This is a genomic window from Streptomyces sp. E2N166, assembly GCF_003671715.1.
GTDB lineage: Bacteria > Actinomycetota > Actinomycetes > Streptomycetales > Streptomycetaceae > Streptomyces > Streptomyces thinghirensis.
Map to the genome: position 1 here is coordinate 1 of NZ_RAIF01000006.1, position 25820 is coordinate 25820.

A 25820-nucleotide genomic window follows, 5' to 3' on the forward strand; every position below is an offset into this window, starting at 1 on the left:
TACACCACCGCTCCCGCGCTGTAGAGGAGTCCGCCGGTCACTATCAGGGTGACGACGGCCGCTCCGCCGGTGTGCAGGAAGTCGGGCAGGTACTGACTTCGGCTTGTCAGGGTGACGTGGGTTCGTCGAGGGCCAGGCCGGTGCCGGCTATGAAGCCGTCGAGGGTGTCGGGCCGGTACTGAAGGCGCTTGAGTCGATTGCGTACGAGGGTCTCGAGTCGGTCCAGGGCGACCACGGCAAGGTTGGCCAGGCTGCGCTTGACGTGTGCCCATACCCACTCGACGGGGTTGAGGTCGGGCGAATACGCGGGCAGCAGGAACACCGTCAGCCATGCACGCTCGGCGATCAGCTCACGCATGGCGTGGGAGACGTGGGTGTTCAGCCGGTCCCACACCAGCACGACCGGCGCCTTGACGAGTTGGAAGACGCCGTCGATCAGCGCGATGAAGTCACGCTCGCCCATGCTGCGGCGCGTGCCCTTGCCTGCGGAGTGGGTGCGCAGACGGTGGCACAGTCGGGTGCGGGAGCCCGGCCGCATCGCGATCAGCCCGGCCACCGACAGGCGCCCCGAGCGTCGGCCGCTGACGGTCACGACCGGGGTGCGGCCGCGCCGGCCCCAGGTGCGTCCTCTGGGCGGCCGGCGGGTGAAGCCTGCCTCGTCCTCGAAGCAGATGTAGCCTCCGCAGGCCGCCCGGGCTCTTTTACCTCGGCCCACGTCGCCTCCTTCCACGCGGTCACGGCCTGCTCGTCGCGTTCGGCGACCCGCCGTGCGGGAACCTGCGGGTTGAAGCCGAGCCGGCGCATCAGCCGCGTCGCCCCGGAGACGCTGTAGGCGACGTGGAACTTTCTACCGATCAGCGTGGCCACCCGAGCGGCGGTCCACATCTGGTCCTCCACCCAGCCGTGCGCCGCCGGCCCCTGCTCCAGATACCCGGCGAGCTTCTCCAGGCAGCGCGGGGACAGACGGCATCGCGAACCGCCCGGGCCACGGGAGGCCAGAGCCTCACGACCGCCGTCCCGCCACAGCTGATGCCACTGGTAGGCCGATTTCAGGCTCACCCGCAACCGCTGTGCCACCTCCGGCGGCTTGATCTCCTGCTCGAACAGCTCGGCTGCCTGCATCCGTACCGTCTCCCGGCGCTGCCGCCCCGCAGCGGTCAGCCCGCCCCCATCCGCATACCTCACACACCACGGGATACAGCCACCGCTCCAGACCCTTCAGGGACTTCACAAAGATTCACCCTGACGAGCCGAAGTCAGTATTCGACGTGCTGGCTGCCAGAGATGATCACTCCGTGCCAGGAGGCCAGACCGGATATCTGTAGCTATCAGGCGTTTCCGTCGGATACGCCACAGATGACCCAGGCGCAGCCCACCGACGTGAGGCGCTCGGCCATGATCTTCGGCCGAGCGCCTCCATGTTCACTCCCCGCTCAAGGGCGCCGTCACCCTGCAGCACGCGGGGTCACACCTCGCGGATCGGGAGTCAGGACTTTCCCTTGCGGCCGGCGAGTACGGCAAAGACTGCCAAGAGCACTCCGCATGCCGCGGCGATCGCCCCGAGCACCATCGGAACAGCGTCACCGGTCGCGATTCCCGCGATACATCCGCTCAATCCTCCCACCATCAGAATGATGGAAAAGATCCGCACAGCGCGTACAGCGTCCGTCATCGGGGCGTCGCTCGCTGTCATTCTTACGTCACTTCCCTGTAGATGGTCTGGTTGGCGTCTGATTCTTGAACGTCATCCGTAGGTGATGATGTCGGCTCCGTAGTAGCCCGCGACGCCTCCCAACGCACAACTGCCGACCACGGCGGCACCGGCGCCGACCGCGCTGCCGACTCCGGCACCGACCACTCCTCCGACCGCGGCGGCGTATTGGATGGTTCCGGTTGATGCGGCTGCACCGATGCCCGACACGCAACCCGACACGACGCCGAAGACTTTACTACCGGTATCCAGAATGTCCGAGAAGCTGAACAAGCCGGTTGGGTCGGTTCGGTTGACCGGGTCTCCGACCGCGTAAAGGTAGGCGTTCTCCTCCTGCCCCGAGGGGTCGGGCTGCGTGAAACGGCCGAGAGACGGGTCGTAGTAGCGGTGGCCCATCTTGTACAGGCCGGTCGGGTCGGCGTACGCGCCCGCGTAGCGGTAGGGCTGGGGGACGGCCTCGGTCGGTGTCGTGCGCGGCAGGCCGGTGGGGCCGTACGCGTACGTATGCGTGCGCTTGCCCGCGTCGTCGACGAGGCCGAGGACGTTGCCGGTGGCGTCGGTGAGGTAGTAGTAGGACTTCCCCCCAGTCGTCATGGAGTTCAGCGTGCCCACCGGTTCGCGGATGAATCCCGTGTCGACGCCGTTCGTCGTAGTGGAGGCCAGGCCGAGGGCGGTGTGGTGGAACCAGGTCGAGCCGAGCTTGGTGCGTTCGGCGTTGGTGGTGCCGGCGTGGATCAGGTCGTAGGTCTTGCCGCCCGCGGTGATGCCGGACAGCTGGCTGTAATCCGTCCAGGACTCGCCCGTGCGGGGGGTGTTGTCGGCTGCGCCGGTTTCGTTGCCGAGCTTGTCGTAGGACCAGCCGGTGGTGGAGCCGTTCTTGCCGGTCAGCTCGGAGGCGTCGTTGTAGGTGTAGGTCGTGCCGCCGGGGCAGGCGTTCTTGCTGCCGTCCCGGGAGGTGAGGTTGCCGGCCTTGTCCCAGCAGTACAGCCACGACGCCTTCCGTGCGCCTGCCGCGTCGGCCTCCAGGGCGTAGCGGAGGCGGTCCTGGGAGTCGTAGTCGTAGGTGGTGGTGTAGTTGGTGAGGTTGTCGGTGCGTGCGCGGATCTTGGTGGTGTCCTTGCCCGCGGTGTTCTTGTAGCTGTAGGCGAGGTCGACGAAGGTCTGGGTGCCGGAGGTGGTCTTGATCCGCTGAGGGCGGCCGTTGTCGTCGATGGTGACGGTCTGGGTGGTGCCGCCGGGGTAGATGGTTTTGGTGCGCTTGTCGTTGTTGTTGTAGTCGAAGTCGGTCTTCTTGCCGTCCGGCGCGGTCAGGTAGTCGAGGCGGCCGGCCTTGTCCCAGGTGTAGTCCGTCTTCCCGGTCGGGTCGGTGTAGAAGTCGACGTCACCGCCGGGGGTGTAGGCCAGGGCCGTCTGGCCGCCGTTCTGCAGGGTGCGCACGCTCTCGCGGTTGAGCTCGTCGTACGCCCACTTGGTGGTGCCAGAGGCGTCGGTGCGGGACTTCACGTTGCCGTCACCGTCGTAGGAGTAGGTGACGGTGAAGTTGGTGGAGGAGACCTCGCGGACCCGGTCGCGGGAGTCGTAGCCGTAGACGGTGGTGATGCCGCGGCCGTCCTTGACCGTCTCCACGCGGCCCAGCGCGTCGTAGGTGTAGGCCGTCTCGCCCAGCGGCGCCGGCGGCTTCACCTTGATCAGGTTGCCGTGGTGGTCGTAGGTGAAGGAGGTGACCTTGTCGTTGCCGTCCTTGGCGGTGCAGCGCTGGCCCTCGAAACCGCCGCAGGTCGGGGTGTCCTTGTTGTAGGTGTACTCGCGGGTTCGGCCCGCGGTGCCCGAGGTGGTGACCGACATCGTGTTGCCGTTGGTGTCGTACTTGAAGGTGTCCTTGCGGCCGTTGGCGCCGGTCATGTCGCTGGGCAGGTCAGTGCCCGCGATGGTCTGGTATTGCGATACCTGGGCGGTGGCGCCCATCGGCAGCTTCTGGGAGACGGCGTTGTTGCGGTCGTCCCAGCCGTAGGTGGTGGTGTTGCCGCCGGTGCCGTCCGAGCCGGTGCCCATCGCGTCGACGGCGGTCTGGGTGAGGTGGTTCTTGTAGGTGGAGTGGCGGGAGTGGCCGAGCGGGTCGGTGACCTTGGTGACCTCACCGTCAGCGTTGTGGACGTACTTGGTGGCGTCGCCATCCGGGTCAGTGACCGTCGTCGTGCCCGCGTCCGACGGGGTGGCCGCGGTGTAGTCGTAGCGCCAGGTCGGGCCGGTGTGACCGCTCGACGAGGACGCGGTGGCGCGTTGCATGGAGGTGACGCGGTTGTGGGTGTCGTAGGTGAACAGGGTGACGGTGCCCTCGGGGGTGGTCACCTTCGTCACCCGGTGCGAGGAGTCGTACTCGTAGAGCGTGGCCTTGCCTGCCGTGTCGGTGACCTTCGCCAGGTTGCCGGCCGCGTCGAGGTCGAGGACGGCGGTGCGGCCGGTGTGGTCCTTGGCCTGCCACTGGCTCGCGTCCGTCTTGACCAGGTCGATCCAGCGGCCGGAGCGGGTCTCGGTGAGCTTGAAGCCCTTGTGCTCGGCGCCTTCGTCGTGCTGGTCGACGGTGATCGTGCCGTCGTTCTTGTCCGTGACCTTGGTGAGGGTGCCGTGCTCGTTGTAGGTGTCCTTGGTGCCGGACTTGCGGTCGGTGAGGGTGTAGGTGCCGTCCGCGTTCTTCTTCAGGTCCTTCGAGTAGCCGACCGGGGTGGTGTACGTGCCGTCGGCTTTGGCGGTGAAGCGCAGCAGGTTGCCGGTGGCGTCGAAGACGTCCACCTCAGCGTCGCCCACCTGGAGGTAGCGTTCGTATCCCTGCCACCAGCGCTGCGACACCTTCCCCCACGGCGCCTCGAGGGAGTTGTAGGTGCGGGTCAGTTGGAGCTTCTGCCCGACGCCGGCGATGTCGAAGTCGGTCGCGGCGAGCATCAGGTTGCCGTTAGAGACATTCACCCGCGCCACGAGCGCGTCGTTCAGGCGGGTGTCCAGGATTCGGTGCCAGGGCACCTCGCCCTGGCCCTCGGGCAGGTAGTCGGCCGCCGCGGCGTCCGCGGCAGCCGCCGAGCGGGATGGGGAGCTCTTGGCAGGCTCCTCGCCCGTCGCGCGGGCCTTCTGCGCCGCCCGCCACGCCGCGACCTCGGCCGACGGTCTCGCCTCCGCCTCCGACTCCGGCGCCTTGACCGGGCCGGCCGGCGTCGAGGGAGCCTCGACCTTCGTCGGTTTCGTCCAGGGGCTCTCCGGCTCCGGCAGGTCCGGTTTCGGGCCGGCCGCCAGGCCGGGCGCGGCAGCGATCACCACGGCGGCCGTGGTGATCGCCGAGACGAGAGCGGTTCTGTGTGTTCTCCGGGCACGCCACATGGGCGTGCGCGCAGCACGCGAGTGCATCAGCTTCCCCCCACAGGAAGTCAGACCCGGCAACCCCAGCGGTCACCAGTGGCACACAAGCTGACACAAGAAGCACACAAACCGGCGCGGCGTCCCCCTGAACGGCATATCCATGCGAGCCGGAATCAGCCCCACCACTTCAGCGTGGCAAACCAGGGCGTAATCACCCCAACCGCCGTGCGGCACGGGCGGAATTGATGGTTCTGTTACCGCTCCTGGCAGGTACCTTGACCGAAACCTTGTGACCTGGTCTTTCTTCATGGAAGGGGAGGTCATCGGGCGTCTTGTTTCGGACAGCTTCCGGCATGCCTCCTACGCGGCCGGACGGCGCTCACCAGCCGTTGTCGCCGGTCATGGACGGAAAGCGCTGTCCAGGCAAGTTGTCTCAGAGCGTACGGCGGACGTGCGGCACCCCTGCATGCACGGCTTCACGGAATGCACACTTTCCCCGTCCTGCATGCGTGGTCCCCCAGCCCGCGGCAACCACCCCTGCTGTGAAGGACGTTCACCGATGAACGCGTTGGGCAGACGCATGTCCTGCTCCAGCCCAAGCCGCCGCCCCTCCCCCGCCACGCACCGGACCACCCGCGCCGTCCAGCGGGCCGGACGCCTGCTGTGCTGGACCCTCGCCGCCGGAATGGCCACCGCCACCACCGACCTGCTCCTCGCACCCCAGGCACCGTGGTGGCACATCGTCTGGCCGCTGCCCTGGTACCTCACCTGCCTCGCCATCCCGGCATGGGCTCTCTTGCGCATCCGCGAGAAAGCCTCGCAGCGCCCGCCCGACGAGGACACTCTCCCGGGCAGCTGGGACCAGGCTGCCTAGGGACGACCGTCCAAACACGCGAGATGTGGATATCGCACCGGCCAGGCTGCCGCCGAAAGAGTCGGGCGTCGCAGGCCGGGCAGAGTTCTATCCAGACGCCGGTCTTCAGCGGACCGTGCCAGTGCAGGAGCGGCTCGGTGCCGCAGCGGGAGCAGAGCCGGGCGGGCTGTTCGTCTTCGTCCCGCTCGGGGCGGAGTCAGGCAAGCTCTTGGTCGCTGACGTCGTCGACACTGCCATCAAGGTTGCCGACGCGGTGGAAGGAGCCGACGGGGCGCACGACGTAGCGCCAGGTGGACGACATGCAGGGCGCAGGGTGGAACGTGACGCGAACGGTCACGATCCGCCCGCCTGCTGATCAGCGTCAAGGGGTCCGCGCCTGCCGTCAACATCTGCGCTGGAGGGCCGCCCAAACGGCCTGAGCCGCTCCTGCTGCACTTCGAAGCAGACCAGTTCCATGGACTCGGCGACGGCCCGCCGCGCATGGCCGGTGCCTCCTCGGCCATGCTCCACCGTATGGGGAAGTAGATCAGCGGATCGCTGGCTGCACTGATCAACGGACCGGTCGGCCAGGGCGAGGTGTCCTCTACGTCCTCGGTGATCTCACACCACTGCTCAAGCAGCGCGGCCGCGTACGCCGCTATGCGTGCCGGCAGAGACTCCCCCTCACCATTCAAGTAGCGGTCGTGCAGGTCGCTGAAGACCCGGTCGGCGGTCTTGTCGTCTGCCGGTCTGGCGCGTTCCGAGACAGCAAGGTCGTAGCTCACGAACCGGAAATCTTTCACACTGCCCTATCTTTCACAGCTTCCGGCAGGGCGGACCGGATCTCTCGCAGAAGTGTCTGGTAGTCCTCGCCGTAAGCGGCCACGGCCGCGTACACCGCGTCCAGGGCTGCCTGGAGCGGGTCGGGTTCGGCTGCGCCGAGCAGCGCGGGCAGGGCCATGTGGGGCTGGGACATCCGCAGGGACGGGTCCGGCTCGCCGAGCGTGACCCTCATCGTGTACGGCATCGCTTCCCCGGGCCGCGGTGTCGGTGGCACGGCACGGTCCGGCGACTTCACCAGGACAGCCGCGGGACCTGCCATCCGCGGGAGGGACATGGGCTTGGGCATCGGCGTGTGCGCGTCGCTGCGGGTGGGTGACTGGAAGGGGGGCCGCCTGGGCGGGACGGCCTGGCCGACGGTGCTGTCGGGGACTTGTGGGTCCGCTTCCAGAGTCCGCCACGCCTGGGTCGGGTCGTCGAGGGGCGGCGGCAGCGGGCGGCTCTCGGCCAGGGCGGTGAGCCCTGCGGCGATCCAGTCGAGGTCGGTGAGCCCGGCTGCCTCACAGGCGCGGCGTGCGGCCAGCAGCGCTGTCGCCCGCTGAATCTCGGGTGTGGCGGCGTCGATGGCGTGGACGAGGGCAGGGTCGAAGGCGAGCAGGCCGCGCACGTTGCCACCGACCTCGCGCAGGGCGCGGCTCGGCGACCGTCCGCCCCACTGCCATCGTTCGTGGGCGAGCCGGCGTTCCTCCTCGGCTTGTTCCCGCGCGAGGCGGGCCTGGCGTTCGGCTTCGGCGCGTTCGGCCAGTGTGGGTGGAGCGGGCTGCCGACGAGCGTAGTCGTGCCAGTACGCGGCAGTCGCCGAGGCCTGTTTCAGGACACGGTCCGGTGCGGGTGGAGCGGGCCAGAACTGCAGCAAGTAGCAGTCCAGTTGCGGCTCGTCGTCCAGCCGGGTGTCCTGCTGGTGTGCCTCGTCCAGGCCCTGGGCGCAGTAGCGCACCCGGTAGTCCGTCTCTTCCAGGTCGAGCTCCCAGGAGGCTTCCCCTGCCCACTGCACGAGAGCGCTGCTGGCCGAGACGGGCCGGAAGGACGCCTCCACGACGTCCTCCCACGCCGGATCCAGCGGCGGGGCTTGGTCGTGCACCTCGACGGTGAAGCCGACGCTGCCCGTGTGCAGCCCGGTCGACAACCACAGCGCGCCTGTCACCGCGGCCCCGCACAGCCCGGCGCTCTGCCCGGCAAAAGACTCCTGGAGGTCCGGGCCGAAGCTGTCCGCATCACTCACGACATAGATCTGACCGTAGTCAACGTGGACTTCGCCCTCAACTGGCCTGCGCACTCTCATCCCCTCGTCGCCGGGAACGCGTAATACCTGGCAATTTACGGCACGGCACTGACATGGTGCCGCGCTGATCCCAGCCTCGCTGACGACCTGACCCGCGATTAGTCTCACCGAGTTCTCATCGGTGGTTGAGTCAAGAATTCTTCGACCAGGTAGTCGGACCGACTCGGCCCGGTGCCAACCCGGCCGCGTTCACCATCGGACCAGATCCATGGACCTGCGAGCGAGCCAGTCCATGAACGACACAGGCTGACCGCCCAGTTCCAGAGGAAGGATCTGGTCGCAGGTGGCCCGGCCGTCGAACCACAGTGAGCCCCGGTACGGACCGGAGACAACAAGCAGGGTCGAAATGCCACAGCCGTTGTCCTGGATGAAAACAGCACCGGACGTCTTGCGCTCCTGGAACACCTCGTACTCGGCGTCCCACCGCTCCCATGCCGCTTGATAGGCATGGTGGTCCGGAAAGTCCTGCATCAGCGGCTCGCGCACGTCCAGCTCATCCTCGTAAGCACGGTAGGAGTCAGGAGGCGGGAAGTCAGTAGTGAGCAAGTCGTAGTTGGTGCTTGAGTCTCCATGCCAGCCCCAGCCTGCCGCGGATCGGCATAGCCGATTCACCGCGCCGCCGGCGCTCTCCCGGAGCAAGTACTCTCGGTACTGGTCCGGAAACGTAATGCCCAGCTCCGCCTCCGCTTCGCAGATCTCCGCTTCGGACAGCGGCGGCGGGCAGGCACTCTGCCTCGCGGGTGGACAGCTGAGCTCGTCAACGCGCCGCCCCCGAGCCACACGTTGGTCCTTCGCCATCCAATCGGTCGTCATACAGGTGAGGGTAGACGCGAGCGAGCGGTCAGGGCTCTGCCGTGACATGAATGCTCCTCGTCAGGTTCTTGAGGGGTGAAGATCAAGCAAGTTCGTGCCGCTATGTCGCACCGTGCGCTCTGCGGCATCTCGGCTCAGCAATTGGAGGAGTCGAAGGCGCAGCACGGAGTATCGACGCCGCGCTGCGTCTGCTGCTGGCCCACGGGCGCGAGTTCCACGGCACGTCTGGGGCGACTGCACCGGGACGTTCCTGCAGTGCAACGAGTGCCCCTTCGTCTCGGCCAAGGAAGGGTCGAATTGGGGCGACGCCCGGTACTCCGTCCGTCTGATCAAGGGGACCGACGATGAGGAAGGAGGACGTCGGCTCAACACGATGTACACGCTGCACTGGATGCTGGACGGCGACCCGTTCTACGTGAAGATCACCCGCTGAGAGAAAGGCCCGTTCATGGGGCTCCTGTCCGAGTACAGCGTCAAGGCCGTTCCTGGCCGTCGCTTCATCGAGGTGTACGACGCCGACGCCTACCTCGACGACGCAGCCGCCATGGACGCCGCACGCCGGCAGGTGGTGGCCGGCAACGGCTACCACCTGTATCTCTACAGCCTTCAGGCCGACATCCCCGCCCAGGTCGACATCCGTCTCTGGGACGCACCTCCCTCTGCTCCGGGTGACGCCGAGGGCCACGTCGCCATCACTCTCGAGTCCGAGACCGGAGCCCTGGTCGTCAACCAGCTCGGCTACGGTCCGGCCGGGGACATGGCCTTGCCCCGCCCAGGGGTGTACCGGGGTGCCGCCTGGTGGACCGGCCGCCAGGCCACGGGCGCTTATCACGAAGCGACACTGCGCGATCTGGCCGCATCCGGGCCGGCAGCCCGCCTGGCGGACGACTGGCGGCGCACCCCGCATACTGAACGCTACGTCCTCGATCTGGCCTGGGAAAATGACCTGTCCCCGCTGGACGCTGAGGAAGACTGGTGATCCTGTGAACGGGATTGCGGGCGTCGTGGTATCCGATCCCGCCTGCAACCGTCCTCTGTGCGTCGAGCCCTCAGTGGATCGGTTTCCGCGCCGCTGCGTGCCGGGGCATCTCGACTGACAAGCACTTTTGCCGCGCCCCATACCCCATAGTCGGGGTACCCGCTTCGGTCGCCAGCCGGCGCGGCCGGAAGAACGGTGGCTGGCGGCTGCCGCTTGACCAGCTCCACACACTCACCACCGAGAGCGCTTCGGCTCGTTCGATGGTCAACTGCGGCGCGTCGGTGCCGGAGTCCGGTATGACCATTGCACTCACACGGGCGGCGCACTCGGCGAACCGCTGATTGCGCCCCTCCCCCAGCCGCTATCAACGGTGCATGCTCACCTCTGTGCTACGTGGCCTGACCGCCGCGTTCCTCGCCGTCCTGCCCGTCGCCGCGTCCACGCCGGCCCACGCGGCCGAGACGGTCCCTGTCGCCGAAGCCGTCTCCCGCCTGCCCAGTGAGCGAACCCCAGGCGCTGCAGGATCGGGCGGCTCTTGTCGGAGGCGCTGATCTGCAGGTAGCGGTGACCCAACTCGGCGGCTATGCGGGCCCGGTGGGCGACCAGTGCCCGGTAGATGCCGCGGCCCCGCCACTCGGGAAGTGTTCCTCCATCCCACAAGCTGGCGAAGTCGGTCCCCGGGTGCAATTCCATGCGGGCCGCGCAGACCGGCACGTCGCCGGCCATCGCGACCACCAATGCTGAACGTCTCCGGCCGTCCTCTCAGCTGCGAGGCAAGGCGGTGGCGCAGACGGCCCGCGCTGGTGCCGAACGCCTGCTCATGAACGTCGGCTGCACGTTCCACCCCCGCAGCGTCGGTGACCGGCTCCAGACGGATGCCCGCGGGAATCTCGGCTCCGACCCCGAGTGCCTTGATGTCTGCGACCATCAAGGTCTCCGCGGGCTCGGACACGAAACCGGCGGCAAGCAGTCGGCTGGAGAGGTCGGCGGGCGTGTCGTGGGCGTAGAGCTTCCACTCGAACTCGCGGCCCAGCGAAGCGAAATGGTCCACCTGCGCGGCGATCGCCGCATCCGCGGTCGCCTCGTCCAACCCAGACCGGACCACCCCGTTCCAGTCGTCCGCGCCGACGCCGACCTGGCGCACCACACCGCCGATGCGCTCGACGCGCGCCGCCAGGTCGTCCGGCTGCGCGTTCCGTCGCATCTGCTCATCGAACAAGGCGAGTACCATCTGCTGATCCATTCGGACACCCCACCATTGACCGCAGGAACGGGCTACTGCATTCCGCTTGCCACGGACCATGAGGGCTCTGTGGTGCCAGATCAACTTGTCGAAGGATGGAGCCCAAAATTCCTGATCCCCATGGAACCGCTGGAGACGCCTGGAGGGCGACGGGTTGTCAGCGGGATCAGTCAGTGTCCGTGGCTGCCAGCACAGCGATGCGCCGAGCCCCCGGGACGACGGATACCAGTCCTATGTCCCACGCCACACACTCGAACCACCTCGTGGCGGCCCCGAAGCTGTACCAGTCGCATTCCTGGATGCTTCGCTCCACTTCACCGACCGGTGCTGTCGTGGATGCTCCGGACAAGGCAGTGAGCGAACGCCAGGCGGCCAGCCGCCCGTAAGCGCCGTAGACGCCGTTGTTGTACGCGCCACCGGTCGATGCCGCCGCGAAAAGCATGCGCCAGGCGTGTTCCGGTCGACAGGCAGAGAGGGCGAAGCGCTTAAGCGGGCCGACACCGCTCAGGCACTCCAGCCCCAGTGCCGCCATCAGGCCGGGAAGGATCTCCGCCTCAACCGGTTCCGTCAGTTCGTACGTTCCGGCCTCGCTGCGGCCGTTGGACTCCTCCGCCCAGTTGGCCACCGCTGCGGTAGCAGCCTCGCGGAACTCCGCCGTCGTTGTCTCGGTCACTTGCGGCAGGGGCGTAACGCTGCCCAGCGCGACACCGGGGCCGTCCTGTGGCCCGTAAGGCATCGAATAACTGGCCCCACCCACTGAGTAGCTCGGGAGAGGCGGCGCCTCCTCGATCACCGACAGCTCCAGCGGCAGCCACGCAAGCGGATGATGGCGCCAGTGCGATGAAGTCGCCCACGCCTCGATCGCCGACGACTCCGCGATCGTGACGCCCCTGAGCACCAGCTCATGCACGAGGCAGGCCCGAAGCTCCTCCGAGGCTGCCGCGCGTGAGCTGCCGCCGACGAAGGGGATGGCCAAGTCCTTCGCGGTCTGGCCCTCGGCGAAAAGGGAAGCCGCGTAGCGGACCAGCTTCCGATTGCTGGGCGAGGCGGCCGACACGAGTCGCAACGCCTGCTCGACATGCTCCCGGCCCGCGGTCGTGGTCAGCAGGCGGAGGAGACGGTCGAAAACGCTGCGGTACTGCCAGACCTGAGCGGCGGAGGAACCGTATCGGTCGGCCAGGGCGATGCCGAGATCGGCCACGAACGCGGCATCGCCTTGATCGAGCCTTCGCTCGGCCATGTCCCACACCTGGGTCACGCTCTTCAGGTCGGGCAGTCGCGTCACGATCTTCTGTATCCGGTCGCTCACGCCGTGAGCCTATGGGAGGGCTGGCCGGATGGGCAGGCCCTTTTCTGCGGCCTCAGTCGGCCTCATAGCGGGCCAGGCGCCTGCGCAGGTCGAGGTTCTCGCCTTGCGCGATCTCGAGCGCCTGGCGGAGCCTTGCCACCTCCTCGCGGTGAGTCTCCTGCTGCCGCGTGAGGCGGGCGCTCAGTGCCCTCACCGAGGCGGAGGTCGAGGGGGCGACCGGCGGATCTGCAGTCGCGGCCGGAACCGGCCCGCTCTTGGCGCGGTGGCGTTCGATCCGGGTGCGTAGTTCCGGGCTCCAGTAGAGGAAGTCGGTGCTCACCCCGCCCTTGCGGGCCACGGCGGTGAAGCTGATGGGCTTGCCCGTCTTGGCCAGCGCGGCGCGGGCCCGCTTCTCGGCTTCCTCGGTGCGGGCGCGGGTGGCCTGGCGGAGATGCTCCGGCATGGGCGTCATACGGTCGGCTCCTGTCGTTGGACGGTGGACCGTGATTCGGGGCGGTCGGCCGCGCCTGGCCCGCGTACCGCCCTCAGCTATCCGTCCTCACGGACACTGACCTGGTCCAAGGCGACGAGGACCTTGCTCAGGGCTCGCGTTTCGGCGAGGCGGCCGGTGAGCCAGATGTTGTCCCCGCCTATCGGCTCACCGTGGCGGGCGGTGAACTGCGCCTGACGGCGCGCGATCAGTGCTTCGGTCTGGCCGAGCTGGTGCTGTAGTGCGTCGCGGTGGCTGGCGTCGGTGACGAACTTGTCGCAGGTGAGGCAGGCGTTGCCCTTGGAGCAGACCTGTCTGGGCGGCAGCATGCACCAGCCGTTGGGCAGCACGTGGTCGGCACGCTGGTCCAGGTGGAGGAGGTCGTAGAGGTCGCTCGGGTTCACCTCGGCCGTCCGACCGTCGGCCGTCACCTTCTTGTAGCGGAGAAACTCACGCTCCGCCGTCACGGCCAGGGTCTTGGCGTAATGCATGGTCATGGTTGGGGTGACATGCCCCAAGTAGCGCATGACGACGTGGATGGGGACCCCAGCGTTGATCAGATCGGTTGCTCGCGTGTGCCGGAAGGTATGGGTCTTGGAGATCTTGACGGGGCGGCCGACGCTGTCGGTGATCGCCAGGATCTTGGTCAGCTCGCCAAGTCTGCTGTGGAAGGTTGCCGAGGCGTAGGGCCTCTTGCCGAGCCGGTTGTTCTTGGTCTGCAGGAAGAGGTAGCGCGAGCCCATTCCTGTTGGGGGCGTACGATGTCGACGCTCTCCTGGTCGACCGGGATCGTCGGCGGATCACCACCGGTGATCTTCGTCTGCTGGTAGGCGAGCCGGGCCACGAAACCGTCCGGCTCACCCCCTGCTGCCGGCCTGTCATCAGGAGCGGAAGCAGCGGTTCGAAGTCCATCATCAGGACCTCGTTCATGCGTCGGCCGGTCCGGATCAGCAGCATCAGCGCGTGGAAAGCCTGCCTGTCGTCCAGCCCGCCCTCGGGCCCGGGGGCCGCGAGCACTCCGGAGCCTGTGGTGATCTTGCTGATCACCTCGTCCTTCAGGGCCATGTCGTCCGGCGGCTGGTTGGTGGGCCGCGGCTTGTCCTCCAGCCGGAACAACACGGAGTGGTGCGCACCGAGGGCGTCCCAGCGGCGGTCACCGAGCACTCTGACGGCCTCGGCGCGGTTGTCGTACATCCAGCGGTAGAACGCCTCGATGGTCACCAGCGTGCCCCGCCGGCTGTTCTTCGCGAGCCGGCCGCCCTTGTTCGCGCCGGTCATCGCCGTGTGGTTGTTGAGCAGATCCACGAATCCCCGTAGCCAGGTCCGCAGCTCCTCCGGGCTGGCCACGAGATGCGGGCCGACGCATCCCGCCCGGTCGATGTACCACTGGAACCACTTCAGATGGTCGAGGCGGCTCTTGACCGACGACCACACGTACCGTTCCGTCGACAACTGCACCGACAGCCACCATTTCGCGGCCTCCCGGAACCAGTCCGTAGTCAGCTGGCTGAAGTTCGCGACCGTCCGGCCGTACGGCTCGTGCTCCCTCTGCGGAATGCGCCGGTCCAGCGCCGGATTCCAGACGTTCAGAAGCCACCACTCGCCGTCGTGGTAGGCGTGGGCGAGGCGGTCCTGGAGATGCTTCAGACCGTTTTCGACGAACCCCGGCAGGTGGGGGTTGGCCGAGGCGTTCGTGCGCATCAAGGCCCCACGGATCTCCCGCCCCCACTCCTCGTGGGTCAGAGCCGTAAGCGAACGCGCTGCTCGCGCAGCCGGGCTCCCGTGCTCCACCGCGAGAACGCGCCCGCGACGCAACTCCCCCATGCGCATGGTGTTGATGTTGTATCCGTCGGCGACCTGCTGGTGCACGCACCAGGCCAGCTCCCACACCATCGGTTCCGGCAGCCCTCGCATGCTCAGGGACTGCGTGAACCAGCCGCGTTCCTTGTCGATCGTCCGTCTGCTGAACGCGGAGAGGTAGTCCTCGGGCATGTTGGCGGCATCGAAGTGATCCCGCCGACGTTCCTCCGGCAGGCTCTCCCAGAGGCGCCTCGCCCGCTCCACGCTGAACAGCTCGGCGATCGACAGCCGTGGATCCCGCTTGTCCCTCCGGTTTCGTTCCCGTACCCGTGGTGCCGTGTCCCGCTGCTGCGGCAGGGCCGTGGTCTTGGCCGGATCAGGAGTCATGGCCGGCCCCCCCATGCCTGCGTGATCTTCTGCCAGTCGGCGCACGCCCTCAGTTCGGCGTCCTCCGTGACATGGGCGTACGTGTTGATCGTGGTCTGGATGTCCGCGTGGCCGAGTCTCCGGCTGACCACGTGCATCGGCACGCCGGACAGCAGCAGGGCTGTGGCGTGGGGGTGCCGGTACCAGTGCGGCGTCATGTCCGCAGGCAAGCCAGGAACGTCCTTCTTCCGCGCGGCCAGGTGCTTGCAGACGCTCTCCGGCCGGAGCGGGGCGAACCGGCGCCCACGGTGCAGGTCGCAGAAGATGTACGCATTGTCCCAGTCGTCCAGCTCAACGTCGGCGCCTGCCTCGCACAGCGCCCAGACCCAGTCCCCGTACAGGCGGTCCAGGGCGGAACCGACGAAGACACGACGGTGCCCGCTCTTGGCCCGCAGACCGTGCGGGTGGTCCTCGCGGTGGACGACCGCGACCTGCGCGGTGGTACCCGTGCCGGCTTTCCAGTCGCGGTGCCGCAGGCCGAGCGCCTCGCCGAGCCTCAGCCCGGCCTCCTCCAGCAGCGCCCAGAGCAGGCGATACCGCAGCTCACCCGACCAAACCGCACCCGCCGGGTCCCAGGACGCCTCCGCGTCGCGGATCGCTGCCATCTGATCAGCCGATGGTCTTGAACTCGTCCGCGAGGTCGCCGAGCGACTGCAGCAAGAACTGATCTAGGCCCAGGACCTGCTCCACAATTTCCGCCAGCGCAGCACCCTCCCCGGCACGGGCGCTCGCCCACCGGCGCAGCGTTGCCAGGGCGGTGATCACCGGTCCCGGTCCTGCCTCCCCGGCCACCGGCCGTGCCGATACCCGGCGCGGCCCCGTGAAGGTGCCCAGGCCTCCAGCCAGCGGCCAGGTGACAGCCACCGGCTGCGGAGCACCCGTGTTATGCGGCGCATTACGGCGGAGGTGGCGGCGTCTGCCACCGCGCCAATCAGAGCAAGGCCGTGATCGGGCGGATGCTCGATCAGGCGCCGAAGGGGCCCAAGTCCGCCGGATCAGGACCCGCTGGAGGACCTCCCGAACCACACGCGATACCAGGGGCCATCCCGGCCCTCGCACACCCTCACGGGCATCGACATGGTCCTGACTGTGAGGGTGGCCGAGGTAGAAGGACCGCGCCAGCCGAGCCAGAAGCGCCGGCTCGTGGCGGGCGAGCGGCAGGCTGAACCTTCGGCCCTCAACCACACACTGCACCGACAGCAAGTGGCGGAAGGCGATCTTTGCCAGCAGGCTGCGTGCGTCGTCGTCAAGACGCTCCGTGGCACAGGCCAGCGCACAGGCCGCCTCCTGCGCCCGGCGGGGCCCACCGTCATATCAGCAGGCCACCGCCCTCGGCACCCGTGCCACCAGTTCCCTCGGGAGGCGCTCGCCCAAGGTCAGCAGCCTGGTAGCCGTGCAAACCAACGCCGCGTCTGCGGCACGCGGAGCGAGGGCGTCGGCCTGGGCGAGAAGGAAGTCCAGCACCGGCACGGCCACATCGGCGTCCGACAAGCGGCGCGAGGCCGCTGCGACCAGGTCCACCCCGCCGCCGTCGAGTAGCTGGGCGGCAAGGGCCGCCAGCACGGCCTGGCTTTCCCCGAGTTCGAAGAGCGCCTCGAAGGGCACGTCCGCCCAGCGCACGTCGCCGCCACCAGCAACGCCGTGCGCCCGGGACGTGATCTCCTGCCAGGCGGCCGGAATCCGGACCGGGGTACGCCGGGCGGTACGCGCCAGCAGCATCTGCCCCCACAACCGGAACCCGCGCAGGAGCCGGCGCGGCACGGCCACGCTGGCCACGTTTGGGGCATCACTCATGCCGAGGCGTACGGCGATCGCGTAGTCCTGGTGCACGTCGTGAGCGAAGGCGAACTCCGCCCCCTCGCGGACCAGGATGCCGTCACCGACCAGCCCCTCCCGGGCCGCGCCGGAGGAACCGCGCAGCGCAGCCCAGGCGTAACCCTCGATGACGGCGTCCTCCATCGCGAGGGAGACGTCGGCGCGCTCATCCGGCCCACCACGCCCCGGACACCGGACACCGCCACAGCGCACCAGGCCCTCGTACACCCAGTCGGCGACGTCCTCCTCGCCCAGTACCTGCCGGGGCAGGACAGCGTCACCTGCTGCACGCACCAGCTGCTCATCGACGAAGAGGTGGCGCCGTACCGACCCACTGCGCAACTGCAACCGGTTGCCGCGGGGACCGGTGAGCCCCCGTGAGGCACCTCCATGGACGGTGTCACGGAGCAGGCAGTGCTCCAGGTGACGTCGTCGGTCAGCTCTTCTCGCCCATGGCCTGCCAACGATCCGGTCGCGAGGTGATCACGTGGATGTGCCGGAGCCGGAGAAGGACCTCAGCCGGACTCCATCGGCTCCTTGAGGCGGGCCAGGACAGCAGCGACCATGCCGGCGTCACGCTCGAACTCGGCGTCGCTCAGCCCCGGCCGGCGACGGAGGGTGAACACCGCTTCGCTCCCTGCGCCGCTGGCGGTTACGCGGACGGGGTTGTAGACGGTCTCCCCAGAAGGGAGCGTGACGTGGAGCGATTCCGACAGGAGACCGAGAGGTCCGGAACCCGGGCCACCACCAAAGAGTTCTCAAGGGAGGACGGCCGGTAGCTCGCGGTCGCACTGGCACAGGACTCTGCGCTCGCCGCGCCGACGTTCGACGCGGTAGAGGAATCGACGCTCCGCACCGCATCGCCTTCCTGGCGTCGGGCCACACCCATAACGAGCCCTGGTCGAACGAGGCCTCATACGACGCGATCGACGCGTCTCTTGCCCTGGCCCACTTCCGACGAGCGGCGGTACGGACGGCACTGCGCGCTGCGCACCGGGGGCGGGCCCACAGCGGCCGGTGCTGCCGCGGCGCGCGGGAGCGTCGGCTCATTCGCGGTAGTGGCGGGCGTAATGACGTTGTGCCTTGGCGCGGTTGCCGCAGCCGGACATCGAGCACCAGCGGCGGGTGCCGTTCTTGGACACGTCGTAGAAGTGCAGCACGCACTGCGGATTGCCGCAGGCGCGGATGCGATCCGGGCGGTCGGCCATCAGGCGCAGGAAGTCGGTGACCGCGGCCCAGCCCGGCAGCCAGGCCGGATTGTCCACCTCGGGCATGGTGGCCGGTCCGCCGGGGCCCAGGACCTGCCGCAGCCGGCCGTGGGCGAGCACGTCGTTGACGGCCGTGACGGCGGCGGGCGTCGGGTGCGCCGGGTCGGCGACCGCCTCGTCGAGCGCGGCGCGGGCCTGACGCAGTCGCTCCTGCGTGTCACGGCCGGCCGGGACGCGGGCGCCGCCGAGGGTGTCGCGGACCAGGGGCGTGTTCAGCCACAGTGCCGTTCCGTCCAGGGAGTCGAGGAGGTCATGCCGGCCCGCGGCGTCGATCCAGCGCGTGTTGAGCAGGTCGATGGCGAGCGGTTCGCCGGTCAGCGGCCTCGGGTCGGGCTCGGCAGGTGACGGCATGGCGCTGGTTCCCTTCGTCGCGGCGGCACCCCACCCACGATAACCGGTCATTCCATGGTCACCGGTTGACTGCCCTTCGCTCTAACCCCTAATATCCATTTCAATGGTTACGAGGTGATCTCGTGACCCCTGACGAAAGCGGTTGATCAACCATGGGCAAGGCGAAGACCCTACAGACCGGTCACATCGGGCTGAACGTCACCGACCTCGACCGCTCGCTCGCCTTCTACTGCGAAGTCTTCGGCTTCGAGGTGCTGGCCCAGGGCAAGGAGGACGGCCGCCGCTGGGCGTTCCTCGGCCGGGACGAGCGCCTGATCGTCACGCTGTGGCAACAGAGCGAGGGCGCGTTCGCCACCGACCGGCCTGGGCTGCACCACCTCTCCTTCCAGGTCGACACCGTCGAGGAGGTCAAGGACACCGAGGAGGTGCTGCGCCGACTGGGCGCCGGGTTCGCCTACGACGGTGTCGTCCCACACGGCGAGAACACCGATTCCGGCGGCATCTTCTTCACCGACCCCGACGGCACCCGCCTGGAGATCTACGCGCCGACCGGCGCAAACCCCGCCGACGCCCCGACCGAGAACGCTCCGACCTGCGGCTTCTTCTAGACCGCGACGCTCACCCCCGGCGCTCCCGCCCGGCCGGTCTCCCGCCCGGGCAGGAGACCGGCCGGGTGGGAGCGCCGCCTGCCCTGTCCCGATGTACGAGAAGGAGCACACCGTGGCCACCTATCACGCCGGCGAACTCGCGGTGCAGGAGCGGGCCGGCCTCGCCTCCCGGGCCGCTTCGGCGCTTCGCGCCGTCCGCGCCGAAGTACCGCCCGTCGCCCGACAATTCCTGGCCGAGCGACCCATAATCGTGGTGGGCGCCGCCGACCCGAAGGGCCGGCTCTGGGCCACCCACCTCACCGGGAAGCCCGGTTTCCTCCGCGTCCCCGACCCGCGCAGCCTGGTCATCGACGCACTGCCCGTCCCGGAGGACCCTCTTACCGGTGTCCTCGGCGCAGCACGGTCCCTGCCGGTGGGGATGATCGCCCTCGATCCCGCCACCCGGCGCAGAATGCGGATCAACGGCCGCGCCGACCGGGACGGCACCGGACTGCGCGTCACCCTCGACCAGGTCATCTCCAACTGCCCGAAGTACATCCAGCAACGCGACCACCGCCCGGCGGACACGGACGGGCCAGTGCTCCGCCGCGCGACCACAGGGCGCGCCCTGGACGCCACGCAGCGCGCGGCGGTAGGGCGGGCCGACACGTTCTTCGTCACCACCGCGTCCGACACGGGTCACATCGACGCCTCGCACCGCGGCGGCAACCCGGGGTTCGTCCAGGTCCTCTCCCCCACCCTGCTGCGCTGGCCCGACTACGCCGGCAACGCGATGTTCCTGACGCTGGGCAACCTGCACGTCAACCCGGCGGCGGGCATCCTCGTACCGGACTGGGAGACGGGCACCGCCCTCCATCTGTCCGGGACGGCCCGGACCGTCTGGGACGCCGAGGAGATCGCACGCACACCGGGGGCGCAACGGCTCGTAGAGTTCTGCGTCGACGCGGTGCACGAGGTGTCCGGAGCGTCCCCGCTGCGCTGGGGCGAGCCCGGCTACTCCCGCTTCAACCCGCCGGTCCGCTGACTTCGCACGGCGGACCACCCGCCGACCACCGCAGGTCACAGCATCGCACGGCCTCAACAGCCGGTGCAGCGCAGGACGTCTGTGGGGTCATGGCGTCCGAGCGGCAGCGTGCGGGAACGGTGACGGCACCGGCGGTGGCGCGGCCCTTGTACTTGCCCCAGCGCCGCACTCCCGGCTGGTATGACTCGCTGCGGTCTCGAAGCACGGGCCTCGACGCCCGCGGCCACCCCCAGGTGAGCCGTGCGCAGGCTGTCCGGGCAGGCCGCGCACCCGGCGCCGTTCGCGTGCGGGCCGACAAAGCGTACGCCTCCCGGAAGAGCCGCGCTTACCTGCGGCGGCGCGGGATCCGCTGCACCCTCCCGGACTAGGCCGACCAGGCCGGAAAGCGCAGGAAACGCGGTTCGCACGGCAGCCGGCCGCCGACGTTCGACGCACCGGACTGCGAAGCTCGGCACGCGGTCGCGTGCGGCGTCGATCGCCTCAAGAGGCACCGGGCCGTGGCCACGAGGTACGACAAGCTCTCGGTCCGCCACGAGGCGACCGCCCTCGTCGCGGCCATCGACGCGTGGCCATGACTGACCACGTCACGATGGCGCTGCGTAACAGCGGACGGCCACCGTCTGGTGCCGACTCCACTGCTGCTCGACTGTGGCCATCAGCTCCCAGCCCAGCCGCTCATACAGGGCTGCCGCCGCGGTGTCGGATGCGACGACGTCGAGCACCGGATGCAGGCCACGACGCCGCGCCTCCTTCACTGCCTGGCCGATCAACAGTGCGCCGATCCGATGTCCCCTCGCCTGCGGGGCAACGAACAGCCTGCTGACCACGGCGGTCATCCCCCGCGTCGCCCCGTTCCGCTCGCTCCACAACGTCGGGGCCAGATCGCCTTCGCCGCCTTGTGACAAACTGACATGCCCAACCAGTCCGCCTTCGAGTTCGGCAACCCAGGAGCCCAGCAGCGGACCTCGTGACAGCCACTCGCCGGGCTGATCCGGCCAGTTCACCGGATAGCCATCGTGCGCATGGACCTCCGCGAGTACCCGCGCGCATTCCTCCACATCGCCATCAGCCCTCTGCCGAACCCACCGGCTTGGCCTCTCATCCGGCGCCCCGGAGCTCTCGATGTTCACTCGGGCATCGAAGCACAGGCCACAGAGTCACAGCCAGCCGCTTTCGATACACCGCCCTAGCGGTCACGGCTGCTGAGGACGCCCGGACGAGACAGGGTTCAGCCGTCTGGAGACCCGTCTCCGTGTAGGTGGTGCTGTGCCGGCCCGCGGCAAGGCCCCTGCGGCGAGCACATCGAGCCTCATTGCGGCCGGCCGCCGCTCCTCACCCTCACTGCCACCAGCCCCGTCGCCCGCGCCCACCGCAGCACCGCCCGGGGCCCGGCAGCCACCGAGAGTGGCTGTGCATCATCCATGCGTCCACGATGACCCCGCTGAGCTGTCCGGGGCGCGGTCACCGATCGAATTGACTCGTACGGATGAGTGCCCGTCCGCCCCTCGCGGGCGCGGTGCCGTGTTCTCCCGCGGCCCCTCACAGGGAAGTGCGGGAGCCCGTCGGGTCCGGTGCCCGTCCCCTCGGCGGACGAAGGAGCTGCTACTGCGGGACGGGCGTCGCACCGGAGACGGCCACGCCTGCCCGGCGGAAGTCCTCCAGAGTCGACGCGGTGGTGTCCGGGGCGACGCCGACCGAGTAGTCCAGGAGCACGCGGGCGCGGAACCCGGCCTTGACGGCATCCAACGCGGTGGCGCGGACGCAGTGGTCGGTGGCGATGCCCACCACGTCGACCTCTTCCACCTCCCGCGAGCGCAGCCACTCCGCCAGGGGTGTGCCGTGCTCGTCGAAGCCTTCGAAACCGCTCTTGGAGGCGCTGTGAGCCCCCTTGAAGAAGACGGCGTCCACCTTGCCGCCGGTGGCCGCGGGAGCGAAGTTCGGGTGGAACTCGCCGCCTTCGCCCCCGACCACGCAGTGGACGGGGAAGCTGTCCTTGAAGTCCGGGTTCTCGGAGAAGTGGCTGCCTGGGTCGATGTGATGGTCCCGGGTGGCCACGATGTACTGGTAGTCGGTCACCGCACTGCGCTCGACCAGAGCGGCGACAGCGGTCGCGATCCGCGCCCCGCCTGTGACCGGGACACTGCCTCCCTCACAGAAGTCGTTCTGCACATCCACGACGATCAGCCCTCGGCTCATCATGAGCCCCCTTCAGCGCGACGGAACAACCCCCGCGTTCTACCGGCCCCGCACGCTCCCTGGGAGACAAAAGCGGTCGCGCTCACCCGCACGGACCACGGTTGTTCACCGCAGAAACGCTTCGTGCCCGGCCCCTATGACACGTCATCTCATCTGGCTGGGTGAGCTGTGGCTTGTGGTGGGGGTCGTTGAGCGCCTGGTGCGCACGAGTTGCGGGAACTGTGCCGGCGGCTGGTCCCGGAGGAGCCGACTCGGACACAGGGCGGTGGTCGGCGTCGGCACGGCGGCTGTGAGGTGCAGCCCGCGATCGTGGACGTGTCGACATCGTGTGGCGCGCGGTGCGCGCGGGTCACGTGGTCTCGCGGGAACGCGGGGCCGACAGGCGGAAGATGCCCGGCAGCCCGCGCAGGGCCTCGTCGTCGCCGGCCGCCGTCGCGACCGGTCTCGATCGCGTGGGAGAGGGTCAGCCCGCCTGCCGTCACCTCGACGAGCACCTCCTTCGTGGTGGTGATCGTCGCGTCCGGGTGCCGGATGGGCCCGTGGACCGTCTCGACAGCGCCGTCGTCGATGCGGGCGTGGAAGATCTCGTCGTCGACGTGGAACTCGTACACCGCGCGCAGTCCTGCGGCGGCATCGGGGTCGAAGCAAGCCCGCAAGCCGAGCACGGCCCAGCCGGCGTGGAAGGTCTCGTCCGTGCGGCACTCGTCCATGGCCCACTTCAGGCCCCACCGGGCCAGTGCCAGGACGGCGGGCCCGAGTTCCTCGCCCGCTTCGGTGAGCGCGTACGCGGGGGTACGGGCGGGCGGCAGAAGCACCTTGTGCGCGAGACCCTCGCGTTCCAGGTGCTTGAGCCGGGCCGCGAGCAGTCCGGTCTCCAGTCCACGCAGGTCGGCTTGGAGGTCGCCGTACCGTTTGGGGCCGGTGAGCAGTTCGCGGATGAGCAGCAGGGTCCAGCGCTCGCCCACGAGGTCCAGGGTGCGCGCGGTCGCGCAGTACTGTCGGGCGATCGCCGGCTACGACAGGTCGGTGCTGCCAGGGAGGCGGTGCGCGTGAGCGCGCCCACGCATCCTCGCCCCGCGGTGTCTCGGCGTCCGCCCGGCAACGCGCTGAGCGGCCTCCCGCTCAGCGCCTTCGACCGGTTGCGCGACCTTGCCCCTGCCACCGCTCCGGCCGTCCTGCCGCGCTGCACTGGTCGCCGCGGGCACCGGCGCAGCGGCGGCCGTCACCCTCCTGGTGCGTCGCGCTGTCCGGCCTACGTGCATCTGACCCGCCGTACGGGCCGACCAACTGCGGGGCGAGTACGAAGCCCGGTACGCCCCCTTGCGCCGTATGCTCCTGAAACGGCTCACCGTTGGTGCGTCGCTCCTGCTGGTCTGCGCCGGCGCTCTGAGCACCGGCTTCCCCCTGCTGCCCCACTGACCCGGCCCTCTTGCCGGCAGCTCTGCCCGTGTCTCACCCTGCGGGAGGGCAAGGCCGAGGCTATCGCCTGCACCGGCGTACACCAGGCCGATCCGGCCGTCGCTAGGCGGTGGTTCGTCCGTGGCGGGAGCCTGCGTAGGCGGCGTCGCGCAGGCGGGCCAGCCGTCCGGTGGGCCGGAGTCCGGGAAGGCTGTGGGCGTAGGGGTCGTAGGACACGGTGTTGGTGGCCGGGGCGGTGTGCGCGGCTTCGAGGGACAGGGAAGCGAAGGTGGTCCACGGCTCGTCGGGGGCGCCCCGGCACCGCCCACGTCCGTGACACCGGCGCGGACGGTGGCCGCCTCCTGCGGGAGGCAGTTCTCAACGTCCCAGGTCAGTCGGTCCGCTGCTCCCGTCTAGGCTTCTGTTCCGGGCCGGCCCGTCGGCCGGCCGGGGAGCAGGGGGATGACGGTTCGATGAGCAGCACCACCGAGGTGTTCCAGCCGCTTCAGGCGGGTGACCCCGCTGTCGTGGGCGGCTACCGGCTCGTGGCCCGGCTCGGCGCGGGGGGCATGGGTCGGGTGTACCTGTCGCACACCCAGGGCGGCCGTCCGGTGGCGATCAAGGTGGTGCGGCCGGAGCTCGCCGACGATCCGGGCTTTCGGCGGCGTTTCCGCAGGGAGGTGGAGGCCGCCCGCCGGGTCAGGGGCGCCTACACCGCGGAACTCGTCGACGCCGACACCGACGGCGTACCGCCCTGGCTCGCCACGCTGTACGTGCCCGGGCCGTCCCTGACGGCGGCCGTCGCCCGGCGTGGCCCGCTGCCGGTGTCCGCCGTGCTGTGGTTGATGGCCGGCGTGGCCGAGGCGCTCGAGGCGATCCACGGCGTGGGGGTGGTGCACCGGGACCTCAAGCCGTCCAACGTGCTGCTGGCCGCTGACGGGCCGCGGGTGATCGACTTCGGTATCTCGGTCGCCGCCGACCTCTCCTCGCACACCGCTACCGGCTCCACGGTCGGCACGCCGCACTTCATGGCGCCCGAGCAGGCGACCGCCGGTGAGGTGTCCCCGGCGACCGACGTCTTCGCCCTGGCCCAGACGGCGGCCTTCGCGGCGCTGGGCGAACCGTTGTACGGGGAGGGCATAGCGCCGGTCGTGCTGTACCGGATCGTGCACGAGGAACCCGATCTGTCCCGGCTGCCGGAGCCGTTGCGTCCGCTGTTCGCCCGGTGTCTGGCGCCCGATCCGCGGGAGCGGGCCACGTCGGCGGAGGTCGTCGAGTGGTGCCGGGAGCGTCTTGGAGCGGACGCCGACGCGGGCGCCGGGCCGGCCGTGTGGCGCGAGGTCACGGGACCCGAGGCGAGTGTTCCGGACCCGGTGCGCACTCCCGTGGATCCGTCGACGGCGGCCTCGACGCTGTTGCTCGGGCCCGTCCGGCCCCGGATGCCGCGCGGACGGCGAGCCGCGCTGATCGCGGGTGGGGCCGTGGCCGCGGGCGCTCTGGTGCTGACGGGTTGGACGTGGTTCGCCGGTGACCGGTTCGGCCTCGGCGAGCGGGCCGCGGGCGACTCCCCTTCGGCTCCCGCACCGACGCATTCCGCCCGGTCCACGGCGTCGCCGTCAGGCACCCCGCAGGCCGTTGGCGGCTCCCCCGGGCCGGCGCGGGCCGCCCCGGACGCCTCCGCGTCCTCGGGAGCGGATGTGCTGTCCCCCGCGTGGCTGTACGAGACGAACTCCCTGAGCCTGGACGAACCGAAGCTCCGCAACGACCGTGCGGGCGACATCCGTCTGAACTGCGAGGACGACGACGCCTGCGCGCTCGAGAGCGACACCAGCCTGTTCGTGCAACTGTTCAACGGCAAGGCCGCCTCCCTCGACGTCTGCCGCCACCTCCTCAGCGGCGCCACCAGTCCCGAGTACCGCACCTGGTCCCTCGCGGCAGCCGAGGAGGGCACCCAAATCTGCGTCGGGAACGACTCGGGCGACGTCGGAGCGCTCAGGCTCCAGGTCAAGCAGACGGCCCTGCGCGAAGAGGCCTTCCTGCAACTGGGCATGACCGTCTGGGAGAAGAAGGCGTGATGGGGCCAGGGA

Annotated in this window: 22 protein-coding genes and 3 pseudogenes; 6 read left to right on the top strand and 19 right to left on the bottom strand. The window is 69.3% G+C overall.

Annotated elements, in window-relative coordinates; genetic code table 11:
- The 4 genes and pseudogenes from EBH09_RS38260 to EBH09_RS00080 form a co-directional block, all read right to left on the bottom strand.
- Window positions 1–95, bottom strand: a pseudogene (locus EBH09_RS38260) (hemolysin III family protein); the annotation flags it as partial.
- A gap of 11 nt (window positions 96–106) precedes the next feature.
- On the bottom strand, window positions 107–673 hold the full coding sequence (locus tag EBH09_RS00070; RefSeq protein WP_121746145.1) for a transposase: 567 nt from the start codon (window positions 671–673) through the stop codon (window positions 107–109).
- A complete protein-coding gene (locus tag EBH09_RS00075; protein ID WP_274595125.1) occupies window positions 589–1161 on the bottom strand; it encodes a winged helix-turn-helix domain-containing protein in 573 nt (190 codons plus the stop codon). Before EBH09_RS00075 ends, EBH09_RS00070 begins: the two co-directional genes overlap by 85 nt.
- 583 nt (window positions 1162–1744) lie before the next feature.
- Window positions 1745–5080 (bottom strand): RHS repeat-associated core domain-containing protein, encoded by a 3336-nt coding sequence (locus tag EBH09_RS00080; RefSeq protein WP_238697204.1) that lies wholly within the window; start codon window positions 5078–5080, stop codon window positions 1745–1747.
- Window positions 5081–5618: 538 nt separating this feature from the next.
- On the opposite strand from EBH09_RS00080, the gene EBH09_RS00085 reads away from it, so the two are divergent.
- The gene (locus EBH09_RS00085) at window positions 5619–5933 is read left to right on the top strand and encodes a hypothetical protein (protein WP_121745062.1); all 315 of its coding nucleotides are present in this window, start codon (window positions 5619–5621) and stop codon (window positions 5931–5933) included.
- A 778-nt stretch (window positions 5934–6711) separates the two neighbouring features.
- Here EBH09_RS00085 and EBH09_RS00095 read toward each other — a convergent pair.
- The gene (locus tag EBH09_RS00095; RefSeq protein ID WP_345940915.1) at window positions 6712–7974 is read right to left on the bottom strand and encodes a hypothetical protein; all 1263 of its coding nucleotides are present in this window, start codon (window positions 7972–7974) and stop codon (window positions 6712–6714) included.
- Between the two features lie 249 nt (window positions 7975–8223).
- Entirely contained in the window at window positions 8224–8847 is a 624-nt protein-coding gene (locus EBH09_RS00100; RefSeq protein ID WP_153182567.1) for an SMI1/KNR4 family protein, read from the bottom strand.
- A 112-nt stretch (window positions 8848–8959) separates the two neighbouring features.
- Here EBH09_RS00100 and EBH09_RS00105 point away from each other — a divergent pair, with 112 nt between their 5' ends.
- Together EBH09_RS00105 and EBH09_RS00110 are read left to right on the top strand one after the other, a co-directional pair.
- Window positions 8960–9280, top strand: a complete 321-nt coding sequence (locus tag EBH09_RS00105) for a hypothetical protein (protein ID WP_238697096.1) — start codon at window positions 8960–8962, stop codon at window positions 9278–9280.
- 15 nt (window positions 9281–9295) lie between these two features.
- A complete protein-coding gene (locus EBH09_RS00110; RefSeq protein WP_121745066.1) occupies window positions 9296–9826 on the top strand; it encodes a hypothetical protein in 531 nt (176 codons plus the stop codon).
- Window positions 9827–10330: 504 nt separating this feature from the next.
- Here the strand turns inward: EBH09_RS00110 and EBH09_RS00120 are convergent.
- The 10 genes and pseudogenes from EBH09_RS00120 to EBH09_RS00165 all read right to left on the bottom strand — a co-directional run.
- Window positions 10331–11069, bottom strand: a pseudogene (locus EBH09_RS00120) (GNAT family N-acetyltransferase); the annotation flags it as partial.
- A gap of 166 nt (window positions 11070–11235) precedes the next feature.
- Window positions 11236–12378, bottom strand: a complete 1143-nt coding sequence (locus EBH09_RS00125; RefSeq protein WP_121745067.1) for a DUF6183 family protein — start codon at window positions 12376–12378, stop codon at window positions 11236–11238.
- Between the two features lie 52 nt (window positions 12379–12430).
- Window positions 12431–12829, bottom strand: a complete 399-nt coding sequence (locus EBH09_RS00130) for a DUF6262 family protein (RefSeq protein WP_121745068.1) — start codon at window positions 12827–12829, stop codon at window positions 12431–12433.
- Between the two features lie 77 nt (window positions 12830–12906).
- Window positions 12907–13344, bottom strand: coding sequence for a hypothetical protein (locus tag EBH09_RS38270; RefSeq protein WP_238697097.1), 438 nt, complete (start codon window positions 13342–13344; stop codon window positions 12907–12909).
- On the bottom strand, window positions 13298–15034 hold the full coding sequence (locus tag EBH09_RS38275; RefSeq protein WP_238697098.1) for a hypothetical protein: 1737 nt from the start codon (window positions 15032–15034) through the stop codon (window positions 13298–13300). The genes EBH09_RS38270 and EBH09_RS38275 overlap by 47 nt, the downstream gene beginning before the upstream one ends.
- Window positions 15031–15678 carry a tyrosine-type recombinase/integrase gene (locus EBH09_RS00150; protein ID WP_121745072.1) on the bottom strand — a complete coding sequence of 216 codons (648 nt, stop codon included), beginning with the start codon at window positions 15676–15678 and terminating at the stop codon, window positions 15031–15033. The genes EBH09_RS38275 and EBH09_RS00150 overlap by 4 nt, the downstream gene beginning before the upstream one ends.
- 4 nt (window positions 15679–15682) lie before the next feature.
- Window positions 15683–15838: a hypothetical protein gene (locus EBH09_RS37620; RefSeq protein WP_193776036.1), complete on the bottom strand. Its 156-nt coding sequence runs from the start codon at window positions 15836–15838 to the stop codon at window positions 15683–15685.
- 549 nt (window positions 15839–16387) lie between these two features.
- Entirely contained in the window at window positions 16388–17182 is a 795-nt protein-coding gene (locus EBH09_RS00155) for a hypothetical protein (RefSeq protein WP_153182568.1), read from the bottom strand.
- A 221-nt stretch (window positions 17183–17403) separates the two neighbouring features.
- Window positions 17404–17586: pseudogene (locus EBH09_RS00160) on the bottom strand (SRPBCC family protein); the annotation flags it as partial.
- A gap of 348 nt (window positions 17587–17934) precedes the next feature.
- Entirely contained in the window at window positions 17935–18507 is a 573-nt protein-coding gene (locus tag EBH09_RS00165) for a CGNR zinc finger domain-containing protein (RefSeq protein WP_121745074.1), read from the bottom strand.
- Window positions 18508–18659: 152 nt separating this feature from the next.
- Here EBH09_RS00165 and EBH09_RS00170 point away from each other — a divergent pair, with 152 nt between their 5' ends.
- Window positions 18660–19115: a VOC family protein gene (locus EBH09_RS00170; protein ID WP_121745075.1), complete on the top strand. Its 456-nt coding sequence runs from the start codon at window positions 18660–18662 to the stop codon at window positions 19113–19115.
- Window positions 19116–19227: 112 nt separating this feature from the next.
- Window positions 19228–20139: a pyridoxamine 5'-phosphate oxidase family protein gene (locus EBH09_RS00175; protein ID WP_121746147.1), complete on the top strand. Its 912-nt coding sequence runs from the start codon at window positions 19228–19230 to the stop codon at window positions 20137–20139.
- A 584-nt stretch (window positions 20140–20723) separates the two neighbouring features.
- On the opposite strand, the gene EBH09_RS00185 is transcribed toward EBH09_RS00175, so the two are convergent.
- The 3 genes from EBH09_RS00185 to EBH09_RS00195 all read right to left on the bottom strand — a co-directional run bounded on the left by EBH09_RS00185 (window position 20724) and on the right by EBH09_RS00195 (window position 23300).
- Window positions 20724–21269, bottom strand: coding sequence for a GNAT family N-acetyltransferase (locus tag EBH09_RS00185; RefSeq protein WP_193776037.1), 546 nt, complete (start codon window positions 21267–21269; stop codon window positions 20724–20726).
- A 472-nt stretch (window positions 21270–21741) separates the two neighbouring features.
- Window positions 21742–22335 (bottom strand): isochorismatase family protein, encoded by a 594-nt coding sequence (locus tag EBH09_RS00190; RefSeq protein WP_121746149.1) that lies wholly within the window; start codon window positions 22333–22335, stop codon window positions 21742–21744.
- Between the two features lie 149 nt (window positions 22336–22484).
- The gene (locus EBH09_RS00195; protein WP_238697099.1) at window positions 22485–23300 is read right to left on the bottom strand and encodes a winged helix-turn-helix transcriptional regulator; all 816 of its coding nucleotides are present in this window, start codon (window positions 23298–23300) and stop codon (window positions 22485–22487) included.
- Window positions 23301–24206: 906 nt separating this feature from the next.
- Here EBH09_RS00195 and EBH09_RS00205 point away from each other — a divergent pair.
- A complete protein-coding gene (locus EBH09_RS00205; protein WP_121745076.1) occupies window positions 24207–25808 on the top strand; it encodes a serine/threonine-protein kinase in 1602 nt (533 codons plus the stop codon).
- The last annotated feature ends 12 nt before the right edge of the window (window positions 25809–25820 follow it).

Excerpts from the sequence above, each read along its gene's own strand:
- EBH09_RS00150 (WP_121745072.1), bottom strand. The coding sequence starts at position 15,678 with ATGGCAGCGATCCGCGACGCGGAGGCGTCCTGGGACCCGGCGGGTGCG.
- EBH09_RS00170 (WP_121745075.1), top strand. The coding sequence starts at position 18,660 with ATGGGCAAGGCGAAGACCCTACAGACCGGTCACATCGGGCTGAACGTC.
- EBH09_RS00110 (WP_121745066.1), top strand. The coding sequence starts at position 9,296 with ATGGGGCTCCTGTCCGAGTACAGCGTCAAGGCCGTTCCTGGCCGTCGC.
- EBH09_RS00100 (WP_153182567.1), bottom strand. The coding sequence starts at position 8,847 with ATGACGACCGATTGGATGGCGAAGGACCAACGTGTGGCTCGGGGGCGG.
- EBH09_RS38275 (WP_238697098.1), bottom strand. The coding sequence starts at position 15,034 with ATGACTCCTGATCCGGCCAAGACCACGGCCCTGCCGCAGCAGCGGGAC.
- EBH09_RS38270 (WP_238697097.1), bottom strand. The coding sequence starts at position 13,344 with ATGACCATGCATTACGCCAAGACCCTGGCCGTGACGGCGGAGCGTGAG.
- EBH09_RS00130 (WP_121745068.1), bottom strand. The coding sequence starts at position 12,829 with ATGACGCCCATGCCGGAGCATCTCCGCCAGGCCACCCGCGCCCGCACC.
- EBH09_RS00085 (WP_121745062.1), top strand. The coding sequence starts at position 5,619 with ATGAACGCGTTGGGCAGACGCATGTCCTGCTCCAGCCCAAGCCGCCGC.
- EBH09_RS00080 (WP_238697204.1), bottom strand. The coding sequence starts at position 5,080 with ATGTGGCGTGCCCGGAGAACACACAGAACCGCTCTCGTCTCGGCGATC.
- EBH09_RS00190 (WP_121746149.1), bottom strand. The coding sequence starts at position 22,335 with ATGAGCCGAGGGCTGATCGTCGTGGATGTGCAGAACGACTTCTGTGAG.
- EBH09_RS00165 (WP_121745074.1), bottom strand. The coding sequence starts at position 18,507 with ATGCCGTCACCTGCCGAGCCCGACCCGAGGCCGCTGACCGGCGAACCG.
- EBH09_RS00205 (WP_121745076.1), top strand. The coding sequence starts at position 24,207 with ATGAGCAGCACCACCGAGGTGTTCCAGCCGCTTCAGGCGGGTGACCCC.